Here is a 22,189-nt window from a genome sequence, read left to right as displayed (position 1 = left end):
CCTTACTTCTTCTTAGCCTCTTTGGTACGCACGACTTCGTCGGCGTAACGGACACCCTTGCCTTTATAAGGCTCAGGACGACGGTAGGCACGTAAATCCGCAGCAACCTGACCGATAACCTGTTTATCAGCGCCTTTCAGCACGATTTCAGTTTGGGTCGGACATTCTGCAGTAATGCCTTCCGGCAGTTGGTGATCGACCGGGTGAGAGAAGCCTAAGGCTAAATTCACCACGTTGCCTTTAACAGCAGCACGATAACCAACACCTACCAGTTGAAGCTTTTTAGTGAAGCCGTCGGTAACACCTACAACCATAGAGTTCAACAGTGCACGAGTGGTACCCGCTTGGGCCCAACCGTCTGCAGCGCCTTCGCGTGGAGCGAAAGTCAGTGCATTTTCTTCCTGCTTAACTACAACAGCGTCATGGATAGTACGTGACAGCTCGCCGTTTTTACCCTTAATCGAAATAACCTGACCGTTGAGTTTTACCTCTACGCCGGCAGGAATGACGACGGGTGCTTTTGCAACACGAGACATTCTTTCCTCCCAATTAAGCTACGTAGCAGATAATCTCGCCACCAAGACCAGCTTGGCGAGCTGCACGATCGGTCATAACACCTTTAGAGGTAGAAATAACAGCGATACCCATACCGGCCATAACTTTTGGCAGCTCATCTTTTTTCTTGTAGATGCGCAGACCTGGACGGCTGATACGTTGAATGCTTTCTACCACTGCCTTGCCCTGGAAGTACTTCAGTACTAATTCCAGTTCAGGTTTGGCATCGCCTTCGATTTTAAATTCTTCAATATAGCCTTCTTCCTTCAGCACGTTGGCAATAGCCACTTTCAGCTTGGAGGAAGGCATGGTGACCGCAACTTTGTTCGCGGCTTGACCGTTACGGATACGGGTCAGCATATCCGCGATCGGATCTTGCATGCTCATCTGTCTTTACTCCCGTGATTCAATTGGTGACAATTACCAGCTAGCCTTCTTAAGACCCGGAATTTCACCGCGCATAGCGGCTTCACGGACCTTAATACGGCTCAACCCGAACTTCCGCAGGAAAGCATGCGGACGACCAGTTTGACGGCAGCGGTTACGCTGACGAGACGGGCTGGAATCACGCGGCAGAGACTGCAGCTTAAGAACTGCATCCCAACGATCTTCGTCGGATGAGTTCACACCAGAGATAATAGCTTTCAATTCCTCGCGTTTAGCGCGGTATTTATCAGCCAGTTTTACGCGAACGACTTCGCGTGCTTTCATGGATTGCTTAGCCATTAGTAACCCTGCCTTACTTGCGGAACGGGAAGTTAAAGGCTGTCAGCAACGCACGGCCTTCATCATCGGATTTCGCAGTAGTGGTGATAGTAATATCTAAACCACGAACGCGATCGACTTTATCATAATCGATTTCCGGGAAGATGATCTGTTCACGCACGCCCATGCTGTAGTTACCACGACCATCGAAAGACTTAGCAGACAAGCCGCGGAAGTCACGAATACGTGGTACAGCAATGGAGACCAGACGCTCAAAGAACTCCCACATGCGTTCGCCGCGGAGGGTTACTTTACAGCCGATCGGATAGCCCTGACGGATTTTGAAGCCTGCAACTGATTTGCGTGCTTTGGTGATCAGCGGTTTTTGACCGGAGATTGCTGCCAAGTCAGCTGCTGCGTTATCCAGCAGTTTCTTGTCAGCGATCGCTTCACCAACACCCATGTTCAGGGTGATCTTCTCGACCCGAGGGACTTGCATGACAGAATTGTAACCAAACTCAGCCATGAGTTTTTTTACGACATCGTCTTTGTAGTAATCATGCAGTTTCGCCATCGTACTACTCCAAATTACTTGATAGTTTCGCTATTAGATTTGAAGAAACGGACTTTTTTGCCGTCTTCGAATCTAAAGCCTACACGGTCCGCCTTGCCAGTAGCCGTGTTGAAGAGCGCAACGTTAGAAACCGGAATTGCAGCTTCTTTTTCAACGATGCCACCTGGTTGGTTCAGGGCCGGTACAGGCTTCTGATGTTTTTTAACCAGGTTGATACCTTCAACAATGACCTTGCCAGAAGACAGGACATTTTTTACTTTACCGCGCTTACCTTTATCTTTACCGGTAAGCAGGATAACTTCGTCATCGCGACGGATTTTCGCTGCCATGGTTCGCTCCTTAGAGTACTTCTGGTGCCAGAGAGATAATTTTCATGAACTTCTCATTACGCAGTTCACGAGTTACCGGCCCAAAAATACGCGTGCCGATTGGCTGCTCGCTGTTATTGTTTAAAATAACGCATGCATTACCATCGAAGCGAATGACAGAACCGTCCGGGCGACGAACACCCTTCTTGGTGCGCACCACTACCGCCTTCAGCACATCGCCTTTCTTCACCTTACCGCGAGGAATTGCTTCCTTGATGGTAATTTTGATGATGTCGCCGACGCCTGCGTAGCGACGGTGCGAGCCACCTAGAACCTTGATACACATTACGCGACGTGCACCGGAGTTGTCGGCCACGGTCAGCATAGTCTGTTCTTGGATCATGTTAGTGCTCCGCTAATGTCAACTACAACTTTAGGACCCAGGATAGGTCGTTAAGAAATCCCCACAATATGAGGGCGCGGCATTATAACACCGGTTCCCGATTATGGGTAGAAAAAATAAACGGCCCACGTACATGAGCCGTTTACCTATTTTCGAGAGGCGCTACTGTATTACAGAATCGCTTTCTCTACAACGCGAACCAAGGTCCAAGACTTAGTCTTAGACAGTGGACGGCATTCGCTGATTTCCACAACGTCGCCGATACCACATTCATTGTTCTCGTCATGTACGTGCAATTTGGTCGTACGTTTGATGAACTTACCGTAAATCGGGTGTTTCACCACGCGTTCAATCGCAACAACCATGGATTTTTCCATTTTGTCACTGATTACACGACCCTGCAGAGTACGGATCTTGTCAGTCATTACGCACCCGCCTTTTCAGTCAGTAAAGTTTTCACACGTGCAACATCACGACGCACTTGCTTCAACAGGTGTGTTTGCTGCAACTGACCGCTTGCCGTTTGCATGCGCAGGTTAAACTGCTCACGCAAAAGGTTCAGCAACTCAGTGTTCAGCTCTTCCACGCTTTTTTCGCGCAGCTCTTGTGCTTTCATTACATCACCGTCTTAGTTACAAAGGTGGTTTTGATAGGCAGTTTGGCTGCTGCCAGCTGGAAGGCTTCACGAGCCAGCTCTTCAGGCACACCGTCCATTTCGTACAGGACTTTACCAGGCTGGATCAAAGCAACCCAATACTCTACGTTGCCTTTACCTTTACCCATACGAACTTCGAGCGGTTTCTCGGTGATCGGTTTGTCCGGGAATACTCGGATCCAAATCTTACCTTGACGCTTAACTGCACGGGTCATCGCACGACGTGCTGCTTCAATTTGACGAGCAGTCAGACGACCACGGCCAACAGCTTTCAGACCGTAAGTGCCGAAGCTCACATCCGTACCTTGCGCAAGACCACGGTTGCGGCCCTTGTGCACCTTACGGAATTTTGTACGCTTTGGTTGTAACATCAGCGACTCTCCTTACTTGCGGCCTTTACGCTGCTGCTTTTTAGGTTGAGCAGCCGGTTCCGGTTGTTCAACTGCAGCCATACCACCCAGGATCTCACCTTTGAAGATCCATACCTTAACGCCGATTACACCGTAAGTGGTGTGCGCTTCAGATGTGTTGTAATCGATATCCGCACGCAGAGTATGCAACGGAACACGACCTTCACGGTACCATTCGGTACGCGCGATTTCAGCACCGCCAAGACGGCCGCTTACTTCAACTTTGATACCTTTAGCGCCAAGACGCATTGCGTTCTGTACAGCACGCTTCATAGCACGACGGAACATAACACGACGTTCCAGCTGTGAAGTGATGCTGTCAGCAACCAATTTTGCGTCCAGTTCCGGTTTACGGACTTCGGCGATGTTAATCTGCGCAGGAACGCCAGCGATATCCGCTACGACCTTACGCAGTTTTTCGACATCTTCACCTTTCTTGCCGATAACGATGCCAGGACGAGCAGTGTGAATAGTCACACGGATGCTCTTCGCTGGACGCTCGATAACGATGCGAGAAACGGAAGCTTTCGCCAATTCCTTAGTCAGGAACTGACGAACTTTAAAGTCGCCGTCCAGGTTGTCAGCGAAATCTTTGGTATTTGCATACCAAGTAGAGTTCCAAGGTTTGACAATACCCAGTCGAATACCATTAGGATGTACTTTCTGACCCATTGCTAGTCTCCAGAGTCTCAGCGATCGGACACAACCACAGTAATGTGGCTGGTGCGCTTCAGAATGCGATCTGCACGACCTTTAGCACGCGGCATAATGCGCTTCATGCTTGGGCCTTCGTCTACGAAAATCTTCGTGACTTTCAGATCATCGATGTCAGCGCCATCGTTGTGTTCTGCGTTAGCAATGGCAGACTCTAGTACCTTCTTAACCAGACCAGCAGCTTTCTTGTTGGTGTAGGCCAGAGTTTCCAGAGCTTGCGACACTTTCTTACCGCGAATCAGGTCAGCAACAAGGCGAACCTTCTGAGCAGAAGAACGAGCGTGGCGATGTTTAGCGATAGTTTCCATCTCTTCCTCCTACCTTAGCGCTTTTTAGCTTTTTTATCAGCCGCATGGCCGCGATAAGTACGAGTCGGCGCGAATTCACCCAGTTTGTGACCGACCATTTCATCGGAAACAAATACTGGTACGTGCTGACGACCATTATGGACAGCGATGGTCAAACCGATCATGTTAGGAAAGATCGTTGAACGACGGGACCAAGTGCGCAAAGGCTTCTTGTCACCGCTTTCCACCGCTTTCTCTACCTTCTTCAGCAAGTGCAGGTCAATAAAAGGACCTTTCTTGAGAGAACGTGGCATGGCTTATCCTCTAATTATTTTTTGCTACGGCGACGTACAATGAATTTATCAGTACGCTTGTTGCTACGGGTCTTCTTACCTTTGGTTTGAACGCCCCACGGAGTTACCGGGTGCTTACCAAAGTTACGACCTTCACCACCACCGTGTGGGTGATCGACTGGGTTCATCGCAGTACCGCGAACGGTAGGACGAATACCACGCCAACGAGCAGCACCTGCTTTACCCAGAACGCGAAGCATGTGTTCAGAGTTACCGACTTCACCTAAGGTGGCGCGGCAATCGATCTGAACTTTACGCATTTCGCCAGAGCGCAGACGCAGAGTTACGTAGGAACCGTCACGAGCAACGATCTGAACGTAGGCACCAGCAGAACGAGCCATTTGGCCGCCTTTACCTGGTTTCATTTCTACGTTGTGAACCGTTGAACCTACTGGGATGTTGCGCATAGGCAGGGTGTTACCTGTCTTGATTGCAGCATCAACGCCAGATTGGATCTGGTCACCCACTTTCAGGCCTTTCGGCGCCAGGATGTAACGGCGTTCGCCGTCTTTGTACAGAACCAGCGCGATGTTCGCGGAACGGTTCGGATCGTACTCCAGACGCTCAACCACTGCAGCGATACCATCTTTGTTGCGTTTGAAGTCAACCAGACGATAATGCTGTTTGTGGCCACCACCGATATGACGGGTGGTGATACGGCCATTGTTGTTACGGCCACCGCTTTTGCTCAGTTTTTCAAGCAGCGGAGCATAAGGTTTACCCTTGTGCAGCTCAGGGTTAACCACTTTAACAACGTGGCGACGACCCGGAGATGTAGGTTTACATTTAACAATTGCCATTGTTCTTACTCCTCCGACTTACTCAGCGCCGCTGATGAAGTCCAGATTCTGGCCTTCTTTCAGGGTTACGTAAGCTTTTTTCCAGTCGCTACGACGACCAACACGCTGACCGTGACGTTTAACTTTGCCTTTAACCAGCAAGGTGTTCACATCTTCGACTTCGACTTCAAACAGTTTCGAAACCGCAGCTTTGATTTCCGCTTTAGTCGCGTCTTTGGCAACTTTGAGAACGATGGTGTTGTTCTTTTCCATCGCAGTAGACGCTTTTTCAGAAACGTGCGGCGCGCGCAGCACTTTCAGCAGACGTTCTTCACGAATCATGCCAGCATCTCCTCAACTTGCTTCACAGCGTCAGCAGTCATAACTACTTTGTCGAAGGCGATCAGGCTTACTGGATCGATACCTGCTACATCACGAACGTCAACCTTGTACAGGTTACGTGCGGCCAGGAACAGATTCTCGTCGACTTCGCCAGTTACAATCAGCACGTCTTCCAGAGCCATGTCTTTCAGTTTCTGTGCCAGCAGCTTAGTTTTAGGCGCTTCTACAGAGAACGTCTCGACAACGATCAAACGATCTTGACGTACCAGTTCGGACAGGATGCTTTTCAGCGCGCCGCGGTACATCTTTTTATTTACTTTTTGACTGTGGTCCTGTGGCTTTGCAGCGAAGGTTACACCACCGGAACGCCAGATCGGGCTCTTTACAGAACCTGAACGCGCACGGCCAGTACCTTTCTGACGCCAAGGTTTTTTACCGGAACCGGTTACTTCAGCACGGGTCTTCTGAGCGCGAGTACCTTGACGGGCACCTGCTGCATAAGCAACAACGACCTGGTGTACCAGCGCTTCATTGAAATCACGCCCGAAGGTAGTTTCGGAAACAGTCAGCGCGCTCTGCGCGTCTTTCACTACTAATTCCATTCCTATCTCCTCGACGTTAAGCCTTAACAGCAGGTTTAACGATCAGGTTGCCACCGGTTGCACCCGGAACAGCACCCTTGACCAGCAGCAGGTTGCGCTCAGCGTCAACACGTACTACGTCCAGGCTTTGAACGGTTACACGCTCGTTACCCAGTTGGCCTGCCATTTTCTTGCCTTTGAACACTTTGCCCGGAGTCTGGTTCTGACCGATAGAACCCGGAACACGGTGAGACAAGGAGTTACCGTGGGTAGCGTCTTGGGTACGGAAATTCCAGCGCTTAACTGTGCCAGCAAAACCTTTACCTTTAGAAGTACCGGTAACATCAACTTTCTTAACGTCTGCGAAAATTTCAACGCTAATGTTCTGACCTGCAGTGAACTCTTCACCTTCTGCAAGGCGGAATTCCCACAGACCGCGGCCAGCTTCTACGCCAGCTTTAGCGAAGTGACCCGCTTCTGGTTTGGTTACACGGTTAGCTTTTTTGCTACCAGTAGTAACTTGCACAGCGCGGTAACCGTCGTTGTCCAGGTCTTTGACCTGAGTAACGCGGTTTGCTTCAATTTCGATAACGGTTACAGGGATAGAAACGCCATCTTCAGTGAAGATACGAGTCATACCCACTTTCTTACCGACTAAACCAATCATTGTTTCAACCTCTCAATCGCTCAATGACCCTGATTAACCCAGGCTGATCTGCACGTCTACACCAGCAGCCAGATCCAGACGCATCAGAGCATCAACGGTTTTCTCGGTTGGCTCAACGATGTCAACCAGACGCTTGTGAGTGCGAATCTCATACTGATCGCGCGCATCTTTATTGACGTGCGGAGAAATCAGAATGGTAAAGCGCTCTTTGCGGGTCGGCAGCGGGATTGGACCACGAACTTGCGCACCAGTGCGCTTCGCAGTCTCAACGATTTCCGCAGTTGATTGATCGATCAGACGATGATCAAACGCTTTCAGGCGGATACGGATTCTTTGGTTCTGCATGAGACCAGAGCTCCAATTATTTTAAACGTAAATGATTACTCCTCAAACCCATTTCGATTGATGGGAGAGTGTAATCGTTCTTCACATAACCCCCATATCGGGAGTATTGTTGACCGGCAAGTAAACTCATCGGCCCACTGACTCATATTGAATCAGACTTACCAATATTAGGTAAGCCCGAGCATTATACTTAAACACCAGCAAGAAGCAATCCAAACCACACTGAAAATGCTTTTATTTTGCGCTTTTCTCTTCTTGCTGCTGCTCAATCATCGCCTTCTTAAGCCATTCCTGTAATGGCATGTCAGGACTCTTCTTTTCTAACGCCATGATTTGATTGTCATCACTTTCATCAACGGGGGCATCTTCCTGAGCCTCATTTTCAGTCGCTGAATCGTCCGCTGCATCCGTTTCTTCGGCGGGTAATTCATCCTCGGGCGTAGAATTGTCATCTATAGAGGCCGTTTGATTCACTGCGGGCAGCGTTCTGTTCTTATAGATGTAATGCAAAGGGGATTGCTTATAAGGAAGGTGAGACTCTTCACTGACGGCAATCCGGTGACTCTGCCAGTTAAGGTATGCCAGATGGAGATAAGAACCGGCCAGCCCACCTGCGAACAGAAAAAGGCCGATAAACATCAGGCAATATAGACTTTTCCTGAGTGAGCGACGAACCGCCACCTTCACCTTTTGTTTGTTTAAGTGGCTTGTGTAAGCCGATAAATGGATGTTTTGCATTTTTGACCTAGAGATCTTCTTTTGTAAGCAGTTCAGGCATGTTGCCAGTACGTTTAGCTATTTGTATCAGGGTGCCTTTACCTACCCGCCCATCAACAGCAAGATTTTCCCGTTGCTGGAATAATTTAATCTTACCGGTCAAATCGTTGTCCCATCGCCCGGTTTTACTGAATGGCAGGTTCAGGATTTTACTGAGGGTCATATCCAGCCAGGCAGTATCCGTTTCTGGGCTGGTATTATTGATGACGCTCTTCCCGCTCGGTGTCTGTGGCAATAGCTGGGTATACTCCCCTGCCCACACGCTATCAAACCAGTTGCGCTGGACCGTCCACGTATCGCCTTTAATGAGAATATCCAGTGTCTCATCTGTCACTTTCACTACGGTCACATAGACAGTCTGCCCATCGACGCTAATCGGGCTCAGCCAGGGCATGCCTTCCTCTATTAAGGTATCGAGTATTGCTGTGCCTTTTTTGCAGGTCAGTTGCGCCCGCGCAGCTTGATCGCAAAACGCATCATCAGCAGATACATCATATCCCCATACCTGGAAGAGCTGACGCATACCGTGACGCTCATTACTGCCAACTTCACTGATTGTGTTCGCTCCCGCAGGGATTTCATGCAGCTTTTGCGAAAGGGTTACGGGCAGGGGGAGATAAGGTTTTGCATAGTTGAAATAGGTCCAACCCAAAATACCGCCAAAAAGCATGTACGAGGCGATGAGCAGCGTGAGGCATTTTTTTCTGCCCGGCATCAGCCCGCGGGCTTCTATACAAACCTTCATCTGCCGGTAGGTGACTGACGGTGTTTTTTCTGCATAAGCGCTGTTAAGTGAGTCCGCGGCCAATTCATTGATCAATTGGAATCGTCCCCCCGAAGCGTTATGCAGCAGTTTGGCCACCGGTCCGTGGATTAATGCGGGTTCCGCTCCAGCTGATTGCAGTCGTTGTGACAAATAATCTGAGGTTTCGGTAAAGCTCATTGGAAGCAGATGGTAATCAGTATGTGGAAAAGGCTTCCTGCATCCTTTACCGTTGCCAGAAATCCCTTTCCGTTCTTCAACTAACAGAAACGAAATGCAGGAGGATTGCGGATAGCTTTTGAATGTTCTTAAAAACTCATAGCTTTCTGCACAGAGATTTTCGGCATTGTCTACAACGATCAACCACGGCTGAGCGGTATTTTCCGTTTGGCCAAAAAATTCTGCAATTCGCAGAGGAAGTATAGAAGTTGACAAAGTCCGCCATTTTTTTAAATGAAAACAACAGGCTAACAATTGACCGAGGCTTTCGTTATCGGCATCGTTCACTGCGGCTGCACTTAAGTTCAGGACTTTGCGCTGACTCTCTCTGGCTATTTCATGTGCCAGGCGTGTTTTCCCCACGCCTTTATTCCCACCGATAATCGCAATGCCGCCCTGATTTAACGTCTGACGAATAAAGTCCTGAGCAGCTAACAAACGTATATTATTGAAATAATTACCGTCCAGAAACGGGTGGGTAATAAGTTTAAAGTAATCACAGTACATGCCAATTTCCATAACATTTTACACATTCAATGAATGGTGTATAAATACAAGAACCCGAAAGAGGAGTCAGTCTGAAAAATCAAGACACACAACCTCATTCATATTGAACATGTATTAATGTGCATCAATGTTTTTCTGCGTATAATATAGCCTAATAAGTAACCCGCTGGAATAATGAAAGTGCAAAGGAATGATCCAACACATGTATGCCATCAAGAATAAAAGGTATTGGCCAAAGATATCATTGAAGATGGCAATGTATATCGCAATTATATTCACATGCTCAATGCTTTGTTGCTCAAGCATATTCATTTTTGTGATGAGTGACGGAACAAGCAGTGGGTCGTTGCAGCCTTCTCGCACGTTCCAACCCGCAGCCAATACGCCAAATACGCTCTTCTTGAATCGTAAAAAACCTGCGCTTAAACAGGCAGTACAGTCTTCTACCGTGAATCTTAAGTTGCCGTTAGTCCTCAAGGGGATTCTGGCAAGCAGCGACAGCAGCCGCTCGCTGGCCATCCTGCATGGTCCTTCCGGTCAGCACAGCTATCGGGAGGGCGAGAAAATTGCTGATATGGATAATGTCTACCTGCAGTCAGTCAAACCTGATGAAGTGTTAATACGCACACCTCGGGGAACGGTAACTTTATTCCTTAATGATATATTAAGAGATAATAAACCTCCTGAACCGTTAAAAGTGAAGGCTAAAAGAGAACATGCAAAATACTTAATGCATTATTTAGTTGCCAACCCCATATATAAAGATGAGAAACTTGCAGGTTATAGGTTTAATCCCAGAACCGGCAGTAATATTTATCTTAGAACGGGACTTATTCCTGACGAGGTTGTCATGAAAATAAATGGACAAGCTCTCGACGACATTACCACCGCAGAAAAACACATTGAGCAACTGGAAAGTCTGAGAGATGTGCAACTTACCGTTCTGAGAGAGAATCAGCTTCAGAATATCTATATAAATTTAGCTACTATCGAAACATCGTTGGATACAGAAAGTTATGAAGAAGTTCATTAACCCCCTCTTAGTAAAGGCATGCATATTATTTGCCACTCTTCCTGGGATTGTCCACGCGGAAGAATTTACTGCGAGTTTTAAAGGCACGGATATTAAAGAGTTTATTGATACCGTCAGTAAGAATCTCAATAAAACCATCCTTATCGATCCCTCCGTGCAGGGAACTGTTTCTGTAAAAAGCTATGATGTTCTGAATGAAGAGCAATACTACCAATTCTTTCTAAGTGTGCTGGATGTCTATGGTTATGCCGTGGTTCCGATGGATAACGGGCTGCTGAAGGTCGTGCGTTCAGCGAATGCCAAGATGTCAGGCGTACCTGTCGCGGACAAAAACCGTCCCGGCAAAGGAGATGAAATTGTCACCCGTGTCGTGACGCTTCGTAATGTGCCGGTCAGGGAATTGGCCCCTTTGCTTCGCCAGATGAATGACAGCACCGGAGTCGGTAATGTCGTTCACTACGAACCGTCCAATGTCTTACTTCTGACCGGCAGGGCTTCTGTGATCAACCGGCTTGTTGATCTGGTCGAACGCGTTGACACAATGGGTGACCAGCAAAGGCAAACCATCAAACTTAAATACGCCTCTGCGCCAGAAATGGCAGAGATGATGAATAACCTGATCCGCGAAGAATCCAAAGGGCAATCGTCTTCCATATTACAAGCCAAAATCGTCGCAGATGAGAGAACCAATACCTTAATCGTCAGCGGGCCAGAAGGCGTACGCAGCCGCGCAGCAAAACTGGTTAGCCAGCTTGATAAAGACCAGTCATCCCAGGGCAACACCCGTGTTTTCTATCTGAAATATGCTAAAGCAGAAAAAATTGTTCCCGTCCTGACAGGTATCACGCAGGAGATGAAAGATGGCAAGTCGAGTCAATCAGGGGGTGGCTCTGGCAAGCCGATGAGTATCACCGCGGATGAACAAACTAACTCCATCGTCATTACTGCACAGCAGGATGTAATGCAGTCACTTGAGCAGGTCATTACCAAGCTCGATATCCGCCGTGCACAAGTGTTAGTCGAAGCCATTATTGTTGAGGTTCAGGATGGTAACGGACTCAATCTGGGTATCCAGTGGAGCAACGACAAATTTGGCGGAACACAATTTACCGGTACCGGAGCACCGATATCGACCGTTGCGGCTGGCGTACGGCAGTACAAAAAAGACGGTGTAATCAGCAGCGATAACCCCCTCAGTAGCACCCTGCAAACTTTCAACGGCATGACAGCTGGTTTCTTTAGCGGTGACTGGAATGTCTTAATGACCGCCTTATCCACCAGTAATAAAAACGACATTCTTGCCACGCCGAGCATCGTCACACTCGATAATAAAGAAGCCTCATTCAACGTCGGTCAGGAAGTTCCTTCCCTCTCCGGCTCACAGACCACATCCGGCGACAACATTTATAGCAGCGTGGTTTACAAAACCGTCGGCACGAAATTAAAGGTCACACCACAAATCAACGAAGGTGACTCAGTGCTGATGGAAATCGAACAGGAAGTGTCCAGCGTGGATACTTCTACCAACTCTTCGCTGGGCCCAACCTTCAATACCCGCACTATTTCCAACGCCGTGCTGGTTCGAACCGGGGAAACCGTCGTGCTTGGTGGTTTGCTGGATGACAGTACCAAAGAAACCAAATCGAAAGTCCCTCTGCTGGGTGACATTCCGTGGGTAGGCAATTTGTTCCGCTATACCAGTACAGAATCAGCTAAACGTAATCTTATGGTATTTATCAGGCCGACAATTATTCGTGATGATGAGGTGTATTCCTCAATTTCTAACAAGAAATATTCACATTTCCAGAAGTTGCAGAAAGCACGTCAGGATGAAGATCATCAGGATCTGCTCATACCAAATACCCGTTCTGTTTTACCGGATTACCCGGAAAAAACTGTACCTAAAACGTCCATTTCGGCTACACCAAATGACGGCAAACCTCGCAACCCGTTTAGCGGATAAGCCATGAACAGGGATATCGAATCGCCACAGGCTCCGCAAGCAGAACAGGTCAATCCTGCTCTGCCTTATAGCTATGCCAAAGAAAAAGGCATTACCCGGGTTGATAGCGTGCTTTTTTGCCGTCAGGACATTTCAGTTGAAACGCTGCTTGAAGCGCGGCGGGTCATGGGTGAAATCACGGCGATTGAAATCGTGGACGCACAACTTTTCGATGAAAAGTTATCTGCAACTTACCAGCGCAGTAGCGGAGCCTCTCAGCAAATTATTGATGATATTGATAACGAGGTCGATCTTCTGTCTTTATCTGAAGAACTGCCTGACAACGAAGACTTGCTGGCCAGTGACGAAAACTCGCCGATTATCCGCCTGATTAATGCGGTGCTGTCCGAAGCAGTAAAAGAAGGCGCTTCAGATATTCATATCGAAACCTTCGAACGCATGCTGAGTATTCGGTTCCGTATTGATGGAGTCCTGCGCCAGATCCTGCAACCGGCACGCAAACTGGCACCGTTCCTCGTATCCCGTATCAAGGTCATGGCAAAACTGGATATCGCTGAAAAACGTTTACCTCAGGACGGGCGCATTTCGCTGCGTATAGGCCACCGGGCGATTGATATTCGCGTTTCAACCATTCCTGCTCAGTATGGCGAACGTGTTGTGATGCGCCTGCTGGATAAAAACAACTTATGCCTCGATATCCCGAAACTTGGCCTGTCCCAACAGGATGAGCAACGGCTCACAGCATTAATCCATAAACCCCACGGGATCATTCTGGTCACCGGCCCGACCGGTTCCGGCAAAAGCACAACCCTGTACGCAGTGCTCTCTGCGCTGAACAATAACGAGCGGAACATTCTTACCGTAGAAGACCCGATTGAGTATGAGCTGGAAGGCGTGGGTCAGACGCAGGTTAATCCGCGTGTAGACATGACATTTGCTCTCGGGCTAAGGGCAATTTTACGCCAGGATCCGGATGTCGTTATGGTCGGTGAGGTCCGCGACAGTGAAACCGCTCAAATTGCAGTTCAGGCCTCACTGACCGGTCACCTGGTGATGTCAACGCTGCACACCAACAGCGCAGTCGGTGCCATCACTCGTTTACGTGACATGGGACTTGAACCTTTCCTCCTCGCGTCGTCACTGTTAGGCGTGGTGGCTCAGCGCCTTGTGCGGCGCCTGTGTCCGCATTGTGCTCAACCCGCGCCATTGGATATCTCCCACATTCCTTTGTTCCGCTTTTTACCTGAGCCACCGGCCGCCGTTTTTAAAGCTGTCGGATGCGCACAATGTCATTTCACAGGTTATAAAGGCCGGGCAGCGATCCACGAATGCATGGTGGTCGATAATGCTATCCGTCAGGCCATTCATGAAAATCAGGATGAGTTTTCCATTGAGAACATTCATCGCATAAAGGCCCGGAGCCTGCGGGAAAATGGTTTGCTCAAGGCTATCAGTGGCGAAACCACTCTCGAAGAAGTGATCAGGGTCACCGCGGAACAAGAGATTACGACAGGGAACGCTGTCTGATGAGCCGCTTCTCCTTTCATTCCATCGATTCGACGGGCAAGACGCAACGTGGCGTAATTGAAGCCGATACTCTCCGCCAGGCTCGCCAGATTATGCGGGAGCGAGGGTTAACGCTTGTTGAAATAAAGCAAGTCGGCAACTCGCTGACTGCCAGCAAGATGAAAAACAAAGGATTAAAAACCCGCGTCCCATCCCATGCTGTCTCATTATTTTCACGTCAGCTTGCGACATTAACCAATGCAGCCTTGCCCGTAGAAGCCGCTTTGGCCGTGATCGCCCGACAAACAGAGCACGCCGGACTCACGCAAGTACTTACAGCCATTCGTCATAAAGTAGTGGAAGGACACTCCCTTGCCGATGCTCTGGCTGATTACCCGCGCATCTTTGACCCGATGTTTAGAACGCTGGTCACCGCCGGTGAACGAACCGGACAGCTCGGTACCGTACTGGAAAAAATGGCGGATTATTATGAAATCCGGCAACAGATCAAAAGCAAACTGTCTCAGGCTATGATCTACCCGACCATGCTCACGATCGTCGCCATCCTGGTGATCATTATTCTGCTGGTTGCCGTCGTCCCACAAATCATCGAACAGTTTGTTCATATGAAACATACGCTGCCCATCACTACCCGCATCTTAATCGGCGTGAGTGGATTCCTGGAGCGTACGTGGTGGCTGTTGGTCATTGGCATATTCGCAGCTGTCACTGCCTTAAAACTGCTTCTCCGCCGTCAAAGCAACCTTATGCGTTTTCATACGGCGTTGCTCAGTGTTGCGGTTTTAGGCCCCCTTGTCAGGGCGATAAACAGTGCGCGCTATGCCCGCACCCTCAGCATTTTGCAATCAAGTGGTGTGCCTTTACTCGATGCAATGAAAATCTCGACTGAAGGGATAACTAACCTGCGCATCCATTACCTGCTTGTCCAAGCGGCAGAACATGTCCGACAGGGCAGTTCGCTCTTTGCCGTGCTGGAACAGACGCGCCTCTTTCCGCCCATGATGCTTTACATGATTGCTTCCGGCGAACAAAGCGGACGCCTTGGCGAACTCATGGCGCACGCGGCAGACAATCAGGACAAGCTGATGCAGCACCGGCTTTCGATGGCATTAGCACTGTTTGAACCCCTGTTAATCGTCACGATGGCGAGCATCGTCTTGTTCATCATCATGTCGATTTTACAACCCATTCTCCAGCTCAATAACCTGGTCAGCTAAAGGAATAACCCAATGTTAAATATTCAAAAACATCATTCTGCTACGCATAAAAATCAACAAGGCTTCACGCTGATGGAGCTGATGGTAGTTATCGTCATCCTTGGTGTTCTGGCTGCTCTCGTCGTCCCTAATGTCATGGGTAACAAAGAGCGGGCGGATACGCAAAAAGCCGTCAGCGATATCGTCGCTCTCGAGAACGCACTCGATATGTATAAACTGGATAATCACCGCTATCCGACAACCGAACAGACGCTTGAAGCCCTTGTCACCCTGCCCACGATTAACCCGTTGCCGGCCAATTATCGCAATGACGGATATATAAAACGTTTGCCCGCCGATCCTTGGGGTAATGAATACATGCTGCTCAGCCCGGGTGAACATGGCGCTATCGATGTCTTTTCTGCCGGTCCAGACGGTGAACCTAATACGGCAGATGACATCAAGAACTGGGTTGAGAAGGATAAATAACCTTGTCAGCGGCTAAACAATCCGGCTTTACGCTACTGGAAATCCTGATGGTGCTGGCAATATTTGCCATTGCCGCTGGCGTAGTTGTCATGGTTTTACCTTCCGACAACGCCCAACTCCAGCGCGCTGAGCAGATGAAGACGATAATGGAATATGCTTCTGAACGCGCCGTGTTAGAAGGGAAGCCACTTGGGCTTTCCTTAACGGCCAGCGCCTATCAGTTCGTTATTTTAGGTAACGAGTTAAGGCTAATTCCTGAGAGCCGTGAGCCTGAGTGGGCAGAAATAGACTCCGAGCGCATGCCGCTTGGTGGTGAATTTGAGAAAGAAGAAACCCTTTCACTCAGTCCGTTGCCGCTCAACAAATCTATCGACCGGCCACCACAGATTGTTTTTATGCCCGACGGCACGCTTTCAATATTTGAACTCAGTTTCTCTTCTTCAGCATCTGGACCAGCCTGTTGCAGCATTGTTTCAGAAGGACGATTGCCTCTGATATTCAATGTGAGAAGGTCTGAAAAATAATGCGTATGCCAGTAAAACCTGACGCTAAAAGTCAGCAAGGGATGACTCTGCTTGAAGTGATCATCGCGCTCGCTATTTTCGCCACCGCCGCGCTGGCGTTACTGAACAGTATGAGTTCGCAAATGAATGCGGTAGAGCATTTCCGCACTACCCTTTTTGCCAGTTGGGTCGCCGAAAATGCTCTGGTAGAAACGCAGATCCAATCAGGAAAGAAAGAAAGGGAAACCGTCACGCTTGCAGGTCAGCAGTGGTTTGTTGAACAACAACATGCCGTTGACGCCGGAAACAAAATTCTCCTGAACCGCGCACTTGTTCTTGAGGCTGAAGGTGCCCATACACCGCTCCTTTCCGTCAGCAGCTGGACACATATAGCGACAGAGAAACCATGAGTAAAAGTCGCACAACCAAACAGCAAGGCTTTACGCTGATAGAAGTCATGATTGCGATGGCAATATTTGCGATGCTGAGCCTGCTGGCCTATCAGATACTTTCTGCATCGGTGAAAAACAGTGAAATAGCACAGGAACACACTGCACGGCTGAACGAAATTCAGACGGCATTTTCCCTGCTGGAACGCGACCTGATACAAATATTGCCAAGACAGTCCAATACAGAAGAGGCGTTCTTATCAACGACTGAGACTTCATTGCGCTTTACCACTATTGGCAGCTATGCGGCAGCGGAGCCTTTATCTGCAAGTGATTTAGCCCAGGTTGAGTGGTCAATCACCGACCACGCGTTGACTCGCAGTGTGAACCCCCAGCCTTCTCCGTCTTTATCTGATGCATCAACGCTTTCCACCTTGACCATGCTGACCGGCGTACGCACTTTGCACTGGCGTTTCTATTCCACCGGCTGGACTGACCGCTGGAGCGAGGCCAGCACTTTCCCTGCAGCCATCGAACTCGTTGTCACTCTGGAAGACATGGGCGAAATACGCCGGCTCTTCCTCCTGCCAGCTGCACCCGGGAGCACAGTGGCTGAAGCTACGGGCAAAGCACCTGTGCCGGCAGATTCGGCGCCCGCACCGCAGGTTCCAATGAGTGGAGAGAGCATCATCAATGAATAAACAACAAGGCGTCGCACTGCTGATCGTATTAATGATCCTGGCCATCATGGCGGCATTAGCCACGAAAATGACGTTGCAATTTCAGGTCAGCCAGCAGCGTCAAAGCTGGTTGCTCAACCAGCAGCAATTACGCTGGCTAACCTTTGCCGCGGAGGAAATAGCATTGCCGCGCCTTCGGAAAGAGCTAACTGAAAACACGTATAACAATAACCTTGATCAGTTTGCCATGCAGGAAGGCGTTTTTAACGGGCGAGACGGTTTCTCCGTAAGCTACATTGTCGCGGATGGCCAAAACTGCTTTAACCTTAACAGCCTGCGTAATAACGAACCTGGCAAAACACAGGAAGATGAACCTTACAATACGCAGATATTGAAGCAGCTACTGCTCAATGCGCAGGCAACCTCCGTGCAAACTGAACGGTTCACTGACACTCTCAGCGATTATCTTGATACCGATAACGACATCCGCGCCGCCGGAGCCGAATCCGACTATTACGAGTCACTGACACCGCCACGTGCTGCGGCTAACCAACGTCTTTTTTCCCTAAATGAACTGGCATTACTGCCAGACCTGCCTCTTACAGCGTTGAAGCAAATACGAAATCAGCTTTGCACTCTCCCGGAAGAGTTCCAGCAAATTAATGTGAATACGCTGCCCCTGGAACAGACACCCCTTCTGAGCGCCTTATTCCTCGGGGGCATTAACGAGGACGATGCAACGAAACTCATCGCTGCGCGCCCGCGCAGAGGCTGGATTTCAGTTGATGCTTTTCTGAAAGAGGTCAAAAAACAAAAGCTGACTCTGGAAGTACAAAGCGGGGAACTGAAACCGCTACTGACAGTTCGCAGCCAGTACTTCGTTCTCTATACGCAAGGCAAGTTCGAAGAACAGCAAAACACCATGAGCAGTTATGTGCAGTTCAATCCAAAGGATTCAAAAATCCAAATTTATCAGCGACGCTATCGGGTAATTGAGTAAATGGAATACCTTCAACCGGCCAACAGGCTGTTTATCAGAGCTGGCAGCACGCCAGAGCATTCACTCCACTGGTTCACGGAGTTGGCAGAAAATGATGAGGACATTCATCTGTTGCCGGAAGTTGAGCATTTATCAGAACTTGCCACACAGGCGTCAGCACAGAATGTTTGTCTGCTCATTCCTGCCAGTGAAGTTATTTTTCGACAGGTCACATTGCCGCCGCGCGCGGGTAAAAATACCCGCCAGATGATTGCCTGGCTGACGGAGGAAAGCATCGCCAGCGATGTCGATACGTTGCACTGGGTTGAGCTTTTTCGTGAGGAGCAGACTCTGTTTGTGGCGGGTGTTGAAGCTGAATTCCTGAGAAGTTGGCTACAGATAATGAGTGATGCCAGTCTGAAGGTACGGCATGTCTATATTGATGCATTGCTGTTACCTCTGCCTGAAAAAGGCTGGTCGGCAGCCCGTATTGATCATCAGTGGCTGCTACGGCAGTCAGACTATTCAGGATGTCTGGCAGAACAGGTTTTACTCGATACACTGCTGGACATCGCAAAGCCAGAGTCAGTGCATTATCACGGGTTTGAACAGGATATCCCTGCTGACTGGATTCGCGCTGACCAGCCCATTCATCCTCTGATCATGATGAAAAATAACTGCCCGTCTGCCGTGAATTTACTTCAGGGCGAATTCGCCGTGCGCGAAGAAGAACCTGCATGGGGCCGTCATTTACAGCGGATAGCAACAGGTATGGCGATATTCACACTGGTGTTGATTATCGGTACTAAATTGTTCACCTGGTGGCAAGTTTCACAGCAAGAATCATTATTGAAAAACGAGATGCTGGCGCTTCATCAGACCTGGTTTCCGCAGGACAAGCACACCCGCAATCTGAAGTTCTATTTCGAACAAAATATGAAAAAAGCACCCACGGCCTTTCTTCCTGCACTGGCAAAACTGACGGCTTACCAGGGCAAGATCCCACAAATTGCCATCGATAAACTGGCTTTCCAGCAGGAAACGAAATTGCTCACGTTGCAGATTACGACCGATGATCGCGCGGCAATTGATGATTTTGTCGAACTGACTGCCAGTGATTTTCACTTTGCCATTTCTAATTTAGCCACGTCATCAGCGGGCATCACCGCCACTCTCATTCAGCGGAGTAAATCATGAAACAGTGGCTGATGATGAAAAGTGAAAGTGAAAGGCGACTGATATTGATTGCCGCTTTTTTGCTGACGTTGGCTTTTGTCTGGTATGGCATTTTAACGCCGCTCAACAATCAGATTGCCCAATCACGGTTCCAGGTCAATACCCAACGTCACCAGCTGGAATGGATGCTTCAGCAAACTCAGCGGCTCGGGGCACCTTCCGGACTGCGGGTTAAGACAGAAAAGCTGACGGATGCTATTAACACCTCAGCGGCGGGTTTATCCCTGCAACTTCCTAAGACTACTCAGAATGAACGGGGAGTCACCCTAAGCTTTGAACAGGTCCCTTACGCCACCCTTTTACGCTGGCTTGAAATCCTCAATAAGGAATACGGTATTCAGGTCGTGGCCATCTCAATAGTGACAGGTACCGGCCCCACCGGAAGCGTCAGTGTTCCACTACTCACACTGCGTTAACGGGCAGATGTAACAACAAGAGAGATGTTTCGTATGGACGGAGGATGGCTGCAATTGACTTTTATCACCTCATTACCCGGCGGGTTTTATCACACCTGTGTCGCTGTTTTGGGATTGCTGCTGGGCAGCTTTCTTAACGTCGTCGTTTATCGCTTGCCGCTGATGATTCACAACGAGGGTCAACTGACCGGACATGCCTTTAATCTGAGCCTTCCGGCATCACACTGCCCGGCCTGTAAACATCCGCTAAAATACTGGCAGAACATTCCGGTTCTGAGCTGGTTGTTGTTACGAGGAAAATGCCATTATTGCGCAGCCTCGATCTCGAAAAGGTATCCTCTGACAGAAGCCGGTTGTGCTGCCATGTTCCTTGGCCTCTCGTTTCTGTTTACCACGCCCCTGAGTTTACTGAGTGCTTTACTGTTATTTTGGTTTCTTCTGGCGCTTAGCCTGATTGACCTGGCCACTTACCTGCTTCCGGATCGGCTTACACTGCCACTGCTCTGGGCCGGATTACTTGTTCATTCCATTTCCGGAGAAGTGACCCTTCAGGATGCATTATACGGTGCAGCCGCAGGTTATATGGCGTTGTGGCTTTTGTACTGGGGAGTCAAAATCGTCAGTGGAAAAGAAGGAATGGGGTACGGCGATTTTAAATTGCTGGCGGCCCTGGGTGCCTGGGTGGGCTGGCAGATGTTACCCTATTTATGCATACTGGCTGCGCTGGCGGGGATTGTTTTCGCACTGGTGCGGATGGGCGTTTATAAAATGTCAGAGCAAATCCCTTTCGGCCCTTGTCTGGCAATGGCCGGCGCGCTGATTTACATCAGCCAGGAAAGCAACATAGTCTGGCTGATGTTTAGGTAAGACACCGAAGTTTATTGGGATTCTTCTTTCAACTGAGACTGAATGTAATTCTGGATGCCGATACGCCCGATTAATTCCAGTTCGGTTTCCAGCCAGTCAATGTGATGTTCTTCATCCGCCAGAATAGTAATCATTAAATCGCGGCTGACATAATCATGAACCGAGTCTGCGTAAGCAATGCCTTCGCGTAAGTCCTTCGCCCCTTCGAGTTCCAGCAGCAAATCAGACTTCAGCATTTCCTCAACATCTTCACCAATATTGAGTTTGCCGAGATCCTGCAAATTTGGGAGGCCTTCAAGGAATAGGATCCGCTCAATGTAGATATCGGCATGCTTCATTTCATCAATGGATTCATGATATTCGATACCGTTGAGCCGCATCAGTCCCCAGTTTTTAAACATACGGGCATGCAAAAAGTACTGATTGATAGCAACCAGTTCATTTCCAAGAAGTTTATTGAGGTGTGCAATGACTTTTTTATCGCCTTTCATAGGTAACTCCTCCGTTCCGGTATCTAAAGCGTAGATCCGGTTCAGAGTAAGTCAAAAAAAAGGCACACTTTTTAACTAAGTATTTTTAAGCGATATTTTTGTATTCAGGAATTTGCTGTAATTCATCTTCCATTATCTGTCGTGCCATGCGAACACATTTGCCACATTGCGTTCCTACCGGAACAAAATTCCTTAGCTGTTGGAACGTTTGCGGCTGGTAACGCCTGACTGCCTGTCTGATCGTTTTATCACTGACTGAATTGCACAAACACACGTACATATAAACCACACTTCGCATAAATCTTGAACTAACTGTAAATGAGAATGGTTATTATTGCAAATGTAGTTTGCTCTCTTTGCTATGCAAATTTAGGCAATAAAAAAGGGTGCCGAAGCACCCTTTTTTTGCTCTTAATTATCAGCGATTAAGCGATAACTTTAGCAACAACACCAGCGCCTACAGTACGGCCGCCTTC

At 48.8% G+C, this 22,189-nt stretch carries 33 protein-coding genes; 12 read left to right on the top strand and 21 right to left on the bottom strand.

Features of this window, described 5'->3' with window-relative positions; all coding sequences use genetic code 11:
• Positions 1–2: 2 nt before the first annotated feature.
• The 19 genes from rplF to UC15_RS08940 all read right to left on the bottom strand — a co-directional run bounded on the left by rplF (position 3) and on the right by UC15_RS08940 (position 9,956).
• Positions 3–536: a 50S ribosomal protein L6 gene (gene rplF / locus UC15_RS09030; protein WP_112288138.1), complete on the bottom strand. Its 534-nt coding sequence runs from the start codon at positions 534–536 to the stop codon at positions 3–5.
• A 13-nt stretch (positions 537–549) separates the two neighbouring features.
• Entirely contained in the window at positions 550–942 is a 393-nt protein-coding gene (gene rpsH / locus UC15_RS09025; protein ID WP_013573697.1) for a 30S ribosomal protein S8, read from the bottom strand.
• Between the two features lie 33 nt (positions 943–975).
• Positions 976–1,281 (bottom strand): 30S ribosomal protein S14, encoded by a 306-nt coding sequence (gene rpsN, locus UC15_RS09020; protein ID WP_013573696.1) that lies wholly within the window; start codon positions 1,279–1,281, stop codon positions 976–978.
• Positions 1,282–1,294: 13 nt separating this feature from the next.
• Positions 1,295–1,834 (bottom strand): 50S ribosomal protein L5, encoded by a 540-nt coding sequence (gene rplE / locus UC15_RS09015; RefSeq protein ID WP_013573695.1) that lies wholly within the window; start codon positions 1,832–1,834, stop codon positions 1,295–1,297.
• A gap of 14 nt (positions 1,835–1,848) precedes the next feature.
• The gene (rplX, locus tag UC15_RS09010; protein ID WP_095923752.1) at positions 1,849–2,163 is read right to left on the bottom strand and encodes a 50S ribosomal protein L24; all 315 of its coding nucleotides are present in this window, start codon (positions 2,161–2,163) and stop codon (positions 1,849–1,851) included.
• 10 nt (positions 2,164–2,173) lie between these two features.
• Positions 2,174–2,545: a 50S ribosomal protein L14 gene (gene rplN / locus UC15_RS09005; protein ID WP_008457164.1), complete on the bottom strand. Its 372-nt coding sequence runs from the start codon at positions 2,543–2,545 to the stop codon at positions 2,174–2,176.
• A 170-nt stretch (positions 2,546–2,715) separates the two neighbouring features.
• Positions 2,716–2,970: a 30S ribosomal protein S17 gene (gene rpsQ / locus UC15_RS09000; protein ID WP_056778032.1), complete on the bottom strand. Its 255-nt coding sequence runs from the start codon at positions 2,968–2,970 to the stop codon at positions 2,716–2,718.
• The gene (gene rpmC, locus UC15_RS08995; protein WP_013573692.1) at positions 2,970–3,161 is read right to left on the bottom strand and encodes a 50S ribosomal protein L29; all 192 of its coding nucleotides are present in this window, start codon (positions 3,159–3,161) and stop codon (positions 2,970–2,972) included. Before rpmC ends, rpsQ begins: the two co-directional genes overlap by 1 nt.
• Positions 3,161–3,571: a 50S ribosomal protein L16 gene (gene rplP / locus UC15_RS08990; RefSeq protein WP_009639183.1), complete on the bottom strand. Its 411-nt coding sequence runs from the start codon at positions 3,569–3,571 to the stop codon at positions 3,161–3,163. Before rplP ends, rpmC begins: the two co-directional genes overlap by 1 nt.
• 12 nt (positions 3,572–3,583) lie before the next feature.
• Positions 3,584–4,282, bottom strand: a complete 699-nt coding sequence (gene rpsC, locus UC15_RS08985) for a 30S ribosomal protein S3 (protein ID WP_013573691.1) — start codon at positions 4,280–4,282, stop codon at positions 3,584–3,586.
• A 17-nt stretch (positions 4,283–4,299) separates the two neighbouring features.
• Entirely contained in the window at positions 4,300–4,632 is a 333-nt protein-coding gene (rplV, locus tag UC15_RS08980) for a 50S ribosomal protein L22 (protein WP_004391423.1), read from the bottom strand.
• A gap of 14 nt (positions 4,633–4,646) precedes the next feature.
• On the bottom strand, positions 4,647–4,925 hold the full coding sequence (gene rpsS / locus UC15_RS08975; RefSeq protein ID WP_004929772.1) for a 30S ribosomal protein S19: 279 nt from the start codon (positions 4,923–4,925) through the stop codon (positions 4,647–4,649).
• 14 nt (positions 4,926–4,939) lie between these two features.
• Entirely contained in the window at positions 4,940–5,764 is an 825-nt protein-coding gene (gene rplB / locus UC15_RS08970; protein ID WP_112288137.1) for a 50S ribosomal protein L2, read from the bottom strand.
• An 18-nt stretch (positions 5,765–5,782) separates the two neighbouring features.
• A complete protein-coding gene (gene rplW, locus UC15_RS08965) occupies positions 5,783–6,085 on the bottom strand; it encodes a 50S ribosomal protein L23 (protein ID WP_013573689.1) in 303 nt (100 codons plus the stop codon).
• On the bottom strand, positions 6,082–6,687 hold the full coding sequence (gene rplD / locus UC15_RS08960; protein WP_013573688.1) for a 50S ribosomal protein L4: 606 nt from the start codon (positions 6,685–6,687) through the stop codon (positions 6,082–6,084). The genes rplW and rplD overlap by 4 nt, the downstream gene beginning before the upstream one ends.
• A 16-nt stretch (positions 6,688–6,703) precedes the next feature.
• A complete protein-coding gene (rplC, locus tag UC15_RS08955; protein ID WP_013573687.1) occupies positions 6,704–7,333 on the bottom strand; it encodes a 50S ribosomal protein L3 in 630 nt (209 codons plus the stop codon).
• A gap of 33 nt (positions 7,334–7,366) precedes the next feature.
• Positions 7,367–7,678 carry a 30S ribosomal protein S10 gene (rpsJ, locus tag UC15_RS08950; RefSeq protein WP_009639175.1) on the bottom strand — a complete coding sequence of 104 codons (312 nt, stop codon included), beginning with the start codon at positions 7,676–7,678 and terminating at the stop codon, positions 7,367–7,369.
• 234 nt (positions 7,679–7,912) lie between these two features.
• Positions 7,913–8,416 (bottom strand): hypothetical protein, encoded by a 504-nt coding sequence (locus UC15_RS08945; RefSeq protein WP_112288136.1) that lies wholly within the window; start codon positions 8,414–8,416, stop codon positions 7,913–7,915.
• 7 nt (positions 8,417–8,423) lie between these two features.
• A complete protein-coding gene (locus tag UC15_RS08940; RefSeq protein ID WP_232829848.1) occupies positions 8,424–9,956 on the bottom strand; it encodes an ExeA family protein in 1,533 nt (510 codons plus the stop codon).
• Positions 9,957–10,146: 190 nt separating this feature from the next.
• Here UC15_RS08940 and gspC point away from each other — a divergent pair, with 190 nt between their 5' ends.
• The 12 genes from gspC to UC15_RS08880 are packed head-to-tail and all read left to right on the top strand — an operon-like array spanning position 10,147 to position 21,222.
• The gene (gene gspC, locus UC15_RS08935) at positions 10,147–10,977 is read left to right on the top strand and encodes a type II secretion system protein GspC (RefSeq protein WP_112288134.1); all 831 of its coding nucleotides are present in this window, start codon (positions 10,147–10,149) and stop codon (positions 10,975–10,977) included.
• Entirely contained in the window at positions 10,961–12,940 is a 1,980-nt protein-coding gene (gspD, locus tag UC15_RS08930) for a type II secretion system secretin GspD (RefSeq protein WP_112288133.1), read from the top strand. The genes gspC and gspD overlap by 17 nt, the downstream gene beginning before the upstream one ends.
• A 3-nt stretch (positions 12,941–12,943) precedes the next feature.
• Positions 12,944–14,467, top strand: coding sequence for a type II secretion system ATPase GspE (gspE, locus tag UC15_RS08925; RefSeq protein WP_112288132.1), 1,524 nt, complete (start codon positions 12,944–12,946; stop codon positions 14,465–14,467).
• Complete coding sequence (gspF, locus tag UC15_RS08920; protein ID WP_112288131.1) at positions 14,467–15,684, top strand: type II secretion system inner membrane protein GspF; 1,218 nt, start codon at positions 14,467–14,469, stop codon at positions 15,682–15,684. Before gspE ends, gspF begins: the two co-directional genes overlap by 1 nt.
• Before the next feature lie 12 nt (positions 15,685–15,696).
• Positions 15,697–16,152, top strand: coding sequence for a type II secretion system major pseudopilin GspG (gene gspG, locus UC15_RS08915; RefSeq protein ID WP_112288130.1), 456 nt, complete (start codon positions 15,697–15,699; stop codon positions 16,150–16,152).
• A 2-nt stretch (positions 16,153–16,154) separates the two neighbouring features.
• On the top strand, positions 16,155–16,676 hold the full coding sequence (gene gspH / locus UC15_RS08910) for a type II secretion system minor pseudopilin GspH (RefSeq protein ID WP_112288129.1): 522 nt from the start codon (positions 16,155–16,157) through the stop codon (positions 16,674–16,676).
• Positions 16,676–17,065: a type II secretion system minor pseudopilin GspI gene (gspI, locus tag UC15_RS08905; RefSeq protein ID WP_112288128.1), complete on the top strand. Its 390-nt coding sequence runs from the start codon at positions 16,676–16,678 to the stop codon at positions 17,063–17,065. The genes gspH and gspI overlap by 1 nt, the downstream gene beginning before the upstream one ends.
• Positions 17,062–17,745 (top strand): type II secretion system minor pseudopilin GspJ, encoded by a 684-nt coding sequence (gene gspJ, locus UC15_RS08900; RefSeq protein WP_112288127.1) that lies wholly within the window; start codon positions 17,062–17,064, stop codon positions 17,743–17,745. Before gspI ends, gspJ begins: the two co-directional genes overlap by 4 nt.
• Positions 17,738–18,724, top strand: coding sequence for a type II secretion system minor pseudopilin GspK (gene gspK, locus UC15_RS08895; protein ID WP_112288126.1), 987 nt, complete (start codon positions 17,738–17,740; stop codon positions 18,722–18,724). The genes gspJ and gspK overlap by 8 nt, the downstream gene beginning before the upstream one ends.
• On the top strand, positions 18,725–19,900 hold the full coding sequence (gene gspL, locus UC15_RS08890) for a type II secretion system protein GspL (RefSeq protein ID WP_112288125.1): 1,176 nt from the start codon (positions 18,725–18,727) through the stop codon (positions 19,898–19,900).
• A complete protein-coding gene (gene gspM, locus UC15_RS08885; protein ID WP_112288124.1) occupies positions 19,897–20,355 on the top strand; it encodes a type II secretion system protein GspM in 459 nt (152 codons plus the stop codon). Before gspL ends, gspM begins: the two co-directional genes overlap by 4 nt.
• A 33-nt stretch (positions 20,356–20,388) precedes the next feature.
• Positions 20,389–21,222 carry an A24 family peptidase gene (locus UC15_RS08880; RefSeq protein ID WP_112288123.1) on the top strand — a complete coding sequence of 278 codons (834 nt, stop codon included), beginning with the start codon at positions 20,389–20,391 and terminating at the stop codon, positions 21,220–21,222.
• Positions 21,223–21,233: 11 nt separating this feature from the next.
• Here UC15_RS08880 and bfr read toward each other — a convergent pair whose 3' ends face one another.
• Positions 21,234–21,713, bottom strand: coding sequence for a bacterioferritin (bfr, locus tag UC15_RS08875; RefSeq protein ID WP_014333589.1), 480 nt, complete (start codon positions 21,711–21,713; stop codon positions 21,234–21,236).
• Positions 21,714–21,798: 85 nt separating this feature from the next.
• Complete coding sequence (bfd, locus tag UC15_RS08870) at positions 21,799–21,993, bottom strand: bacterioferritin-associated ferredoxin (RefSeq protein WP_112288122.1); 195 nt, start codon at positions 21,991–21,993, stop codon at positions 21,799–21,801.
• Positions 21,994–22,189: the final 196 nt, after the last annotated feature.

Source organism: Rahnella sp. AN3-3W3 (assembly GCF_003263545.1).
Lineage (GTDB): Bacteria > Pseudomonadota > Gammaproteobacteria > Enterobacterales > Enterobacteriaceae > Rahnella > Rahnella variigena.
Note: the sequence above shows the minus strand (reverse complement) of the source record. Positions and strands in the feature narration are given on the sequence as shown.

Excerpts from the sequence above, each read along its gene's own strand:
- gspI (WP_112288128.1), top strand. The coding sequence starts at position 16,676 with ATGCGTATGCCAGTAAAACCTGACGCTAAAAGTCAGCAAGGGATGACT.
- rpsJ (WP_009639175.1), bottom strand. The coding sequence starts at position 7,678 with ATGCAGAACCAAAGAATCCGTATCCGCCTGAAAGCGTTTGATCATCGT.
- gspF (WP_112288131.1), top strand. The coding sequence starts at position 14,467 with ATGAGCCGCTTCTCCTTTCATTCCATCGATTCGACGGGCAAGACGCAA.
- UC15_RS08945 (WP_112288136.1), bottom strand. The coding sequence starts at position 8,416 with ATGCAAAACATCCATTTATCGGCTTACACAAGCCACTTAAACAAACAA.
- rplD (WP_013573688.1), bottom strand. The coding sequence starts at position 6,687 with ATGGAATTAGTAGTGAAAGACGCGCAGAGCGCGCTGACTGTTTCCGAA.
- rpsS (WP_004929772.1), bottom strand. The coding sequence starts at position 4,925 with ATGCCACGTTCTCTCAAGAAAGGTCCTTTTATTGACCTGCACTTGCTG.
- rpsC (WP_013573691.1), bottom strand. The coding sequence starts at position 4,282 with ATGGGTCAGAAAGTACATCCTAATGGTATTCGACTGGGTATTGTCAAA.
- rplB (WP_112288137.1), bottom strand. The coding sequence starts at position 5,764 with ATGGCAATTGTTAAATGTAAACCTACATCTCCGGGTCGTCGCCACGTT.
- rplV (WP_004391423.1), bottom strand. The coding sequence starts at position 4,632 with ATGGAAACTATCGCTAAACATCGCCACGCTCGTTCTTCTGCTCAGAAG.
- gspE (WP_112288132.1), top strand. The coding sequence starts at position 12,944 with ATGAACAGGGATATCGAATCGCCACAGGCTCCGCAAGCAGAACAGGTC.
- gspM (WP_112288124.1), top strand. The coding sequence starts at position 19,897 with ATGAAACAGTGGCTGATGATGAAAAGTGAAAGTGAAAGGCGACTGATA.
- rplN (WP_008457164.1), bottom strand. The coding sequence starts at position 2,545 with ATGATCCAAGAACAGACTATGCTGACCGTGGCCGACAACTCCGGTGCA.
- bfr (WP_014333589.1), bottom strand. The coding sequence starts at position 21,713 with ATGAAAGGCGATAAAAAAGTCATTGCACACCTCAATAAACTTCTTGGA.
- rpsN (WP_013573696.1), bottom strand. The coding sequence starts at position 1,281 with ATGGCTAAGCAATCCATGAAAGCACGCGAAGTCGTTCGCGTAAAACTG.
- UC15_RS08880 (WP_112288123.1), top strand. The coding sequence starts at position 20,389 with ATGGACGGAGGATGGCTGCAATTGACTTTTATCACCTCATTACCCGGC.
- gspJ (WP_112288127.1), top strand. The coding sequence starts at position 17,062 with ATGAGTAAAAGTCGCACAACCAAACAGCAAGGCTTTACGCTGATAGAA.
- UC15_RS08940 (WP_232829848.1), bottom strand. The coding sequence starts at position 9,956 with ATGGAAATTGGCATGTACTGTGATTACTTTAAACTTATTACCCACCCG.
- rpsQ (WP_056778032.1), bottom strand. The coding sequence starts at position 2,970 with ATGACTGACAAGATCCGTACTCTGCAGGGTCGTGTAATCAGTGACAAA.
- rplW (WP_013573689.1), bottom strand. The coding sequence starts at position 6,085 with ATGATTCGTGAAGAACGTCTGCTGAAAGTGCTGCGCGCGCCGCACGTT.
- rplF (WP_112288138.1), bottom strand. The coding sequence starts at position 536 with ATGTCTCGTGTTGCAAAAGCACCCGTCGTCATTCCTGCCGGCGTAGAG.
- gspL (WP_112288125.1), top strand. The coding sequence starts at position 18,725 with ATGGAATACCTTCAACCGGCCAACAGGCTGTTTATCAGAGCTGGCAGC.
- gspD (WP_112288133.1), top strand. The coding sequence starts at position 10,961 with ATGAAGAAGTTCATTAACCCCCTCTTAGTAAAGGCATGCATATTATTT.
- rpmC (WP_013573692.1), bottom strand. The coding sequence starts at position 3,161 with ATGAAAGCACAAGAGCTGCGCGAAAAAAGCGTGGAAGAGCTGAACACT.
- rplX (WP_095923752.1), bottom strand. The coding sequence starts at position 2,163 with ATGGCAGCGAAAATCCGTCGCGATGACGAAGTTATCCTGCTTACCGGT.
- gspC (WP_112288134.1), top strand. The coding sequence starts at position 10,147 with ATGTATGCCATCAAGAATAAAAGGTATTGGCCAAAGATATCATTGAAG.
- gspG (WP_112288130.1), top strand. The coding sequence starts at position 15,697 with ATGTTAAATATTCAAAAACATCATTCTGCTACGCATAAAAATCAACAA.
- gspK (WP_112288126.1), top strand. The coding sequence starts at position 17,738 with ATGAATAAACAACAAGGCGTCGCACTGCTGATCGTATTAATGATCCTG.
- rplC (WP_013573687.1), bottom strand. The coding sequence starts at position 7,333 with ATGATTGGTTTAGTCGGTAAGAAAGTGGGTATGACTCGTATCTTCACT.
- bfd (WP_112288122.1), bottom strand. The coding sequence starts at position 21,993 with ATGTACGTGTGTTTGTGCAATTCAGTCAGTGATAAAACGATCAGACAG.
- rpsH (WP_013573697.1), bottom strand. The coding sequence starts at position 942 with ATGAGCATGCAAGATCCGATCGCGGATATGCTGACCCGTATCCGTAAC.
- rplE (WP_013573695.1), bottom strand. The coding sequence starts at position 1,834 with ATGGCGAAACTGCATGATTACTACAAAGACGATGTCGTAAAAAAACTC.
- rplP (WP_009639183.1), bottom strand. The coding sequence starts at position 3,571 with ATGTTACAACCAAAGCGTACAAAATTCCGTAAGGTGCACAAGGGCCGC.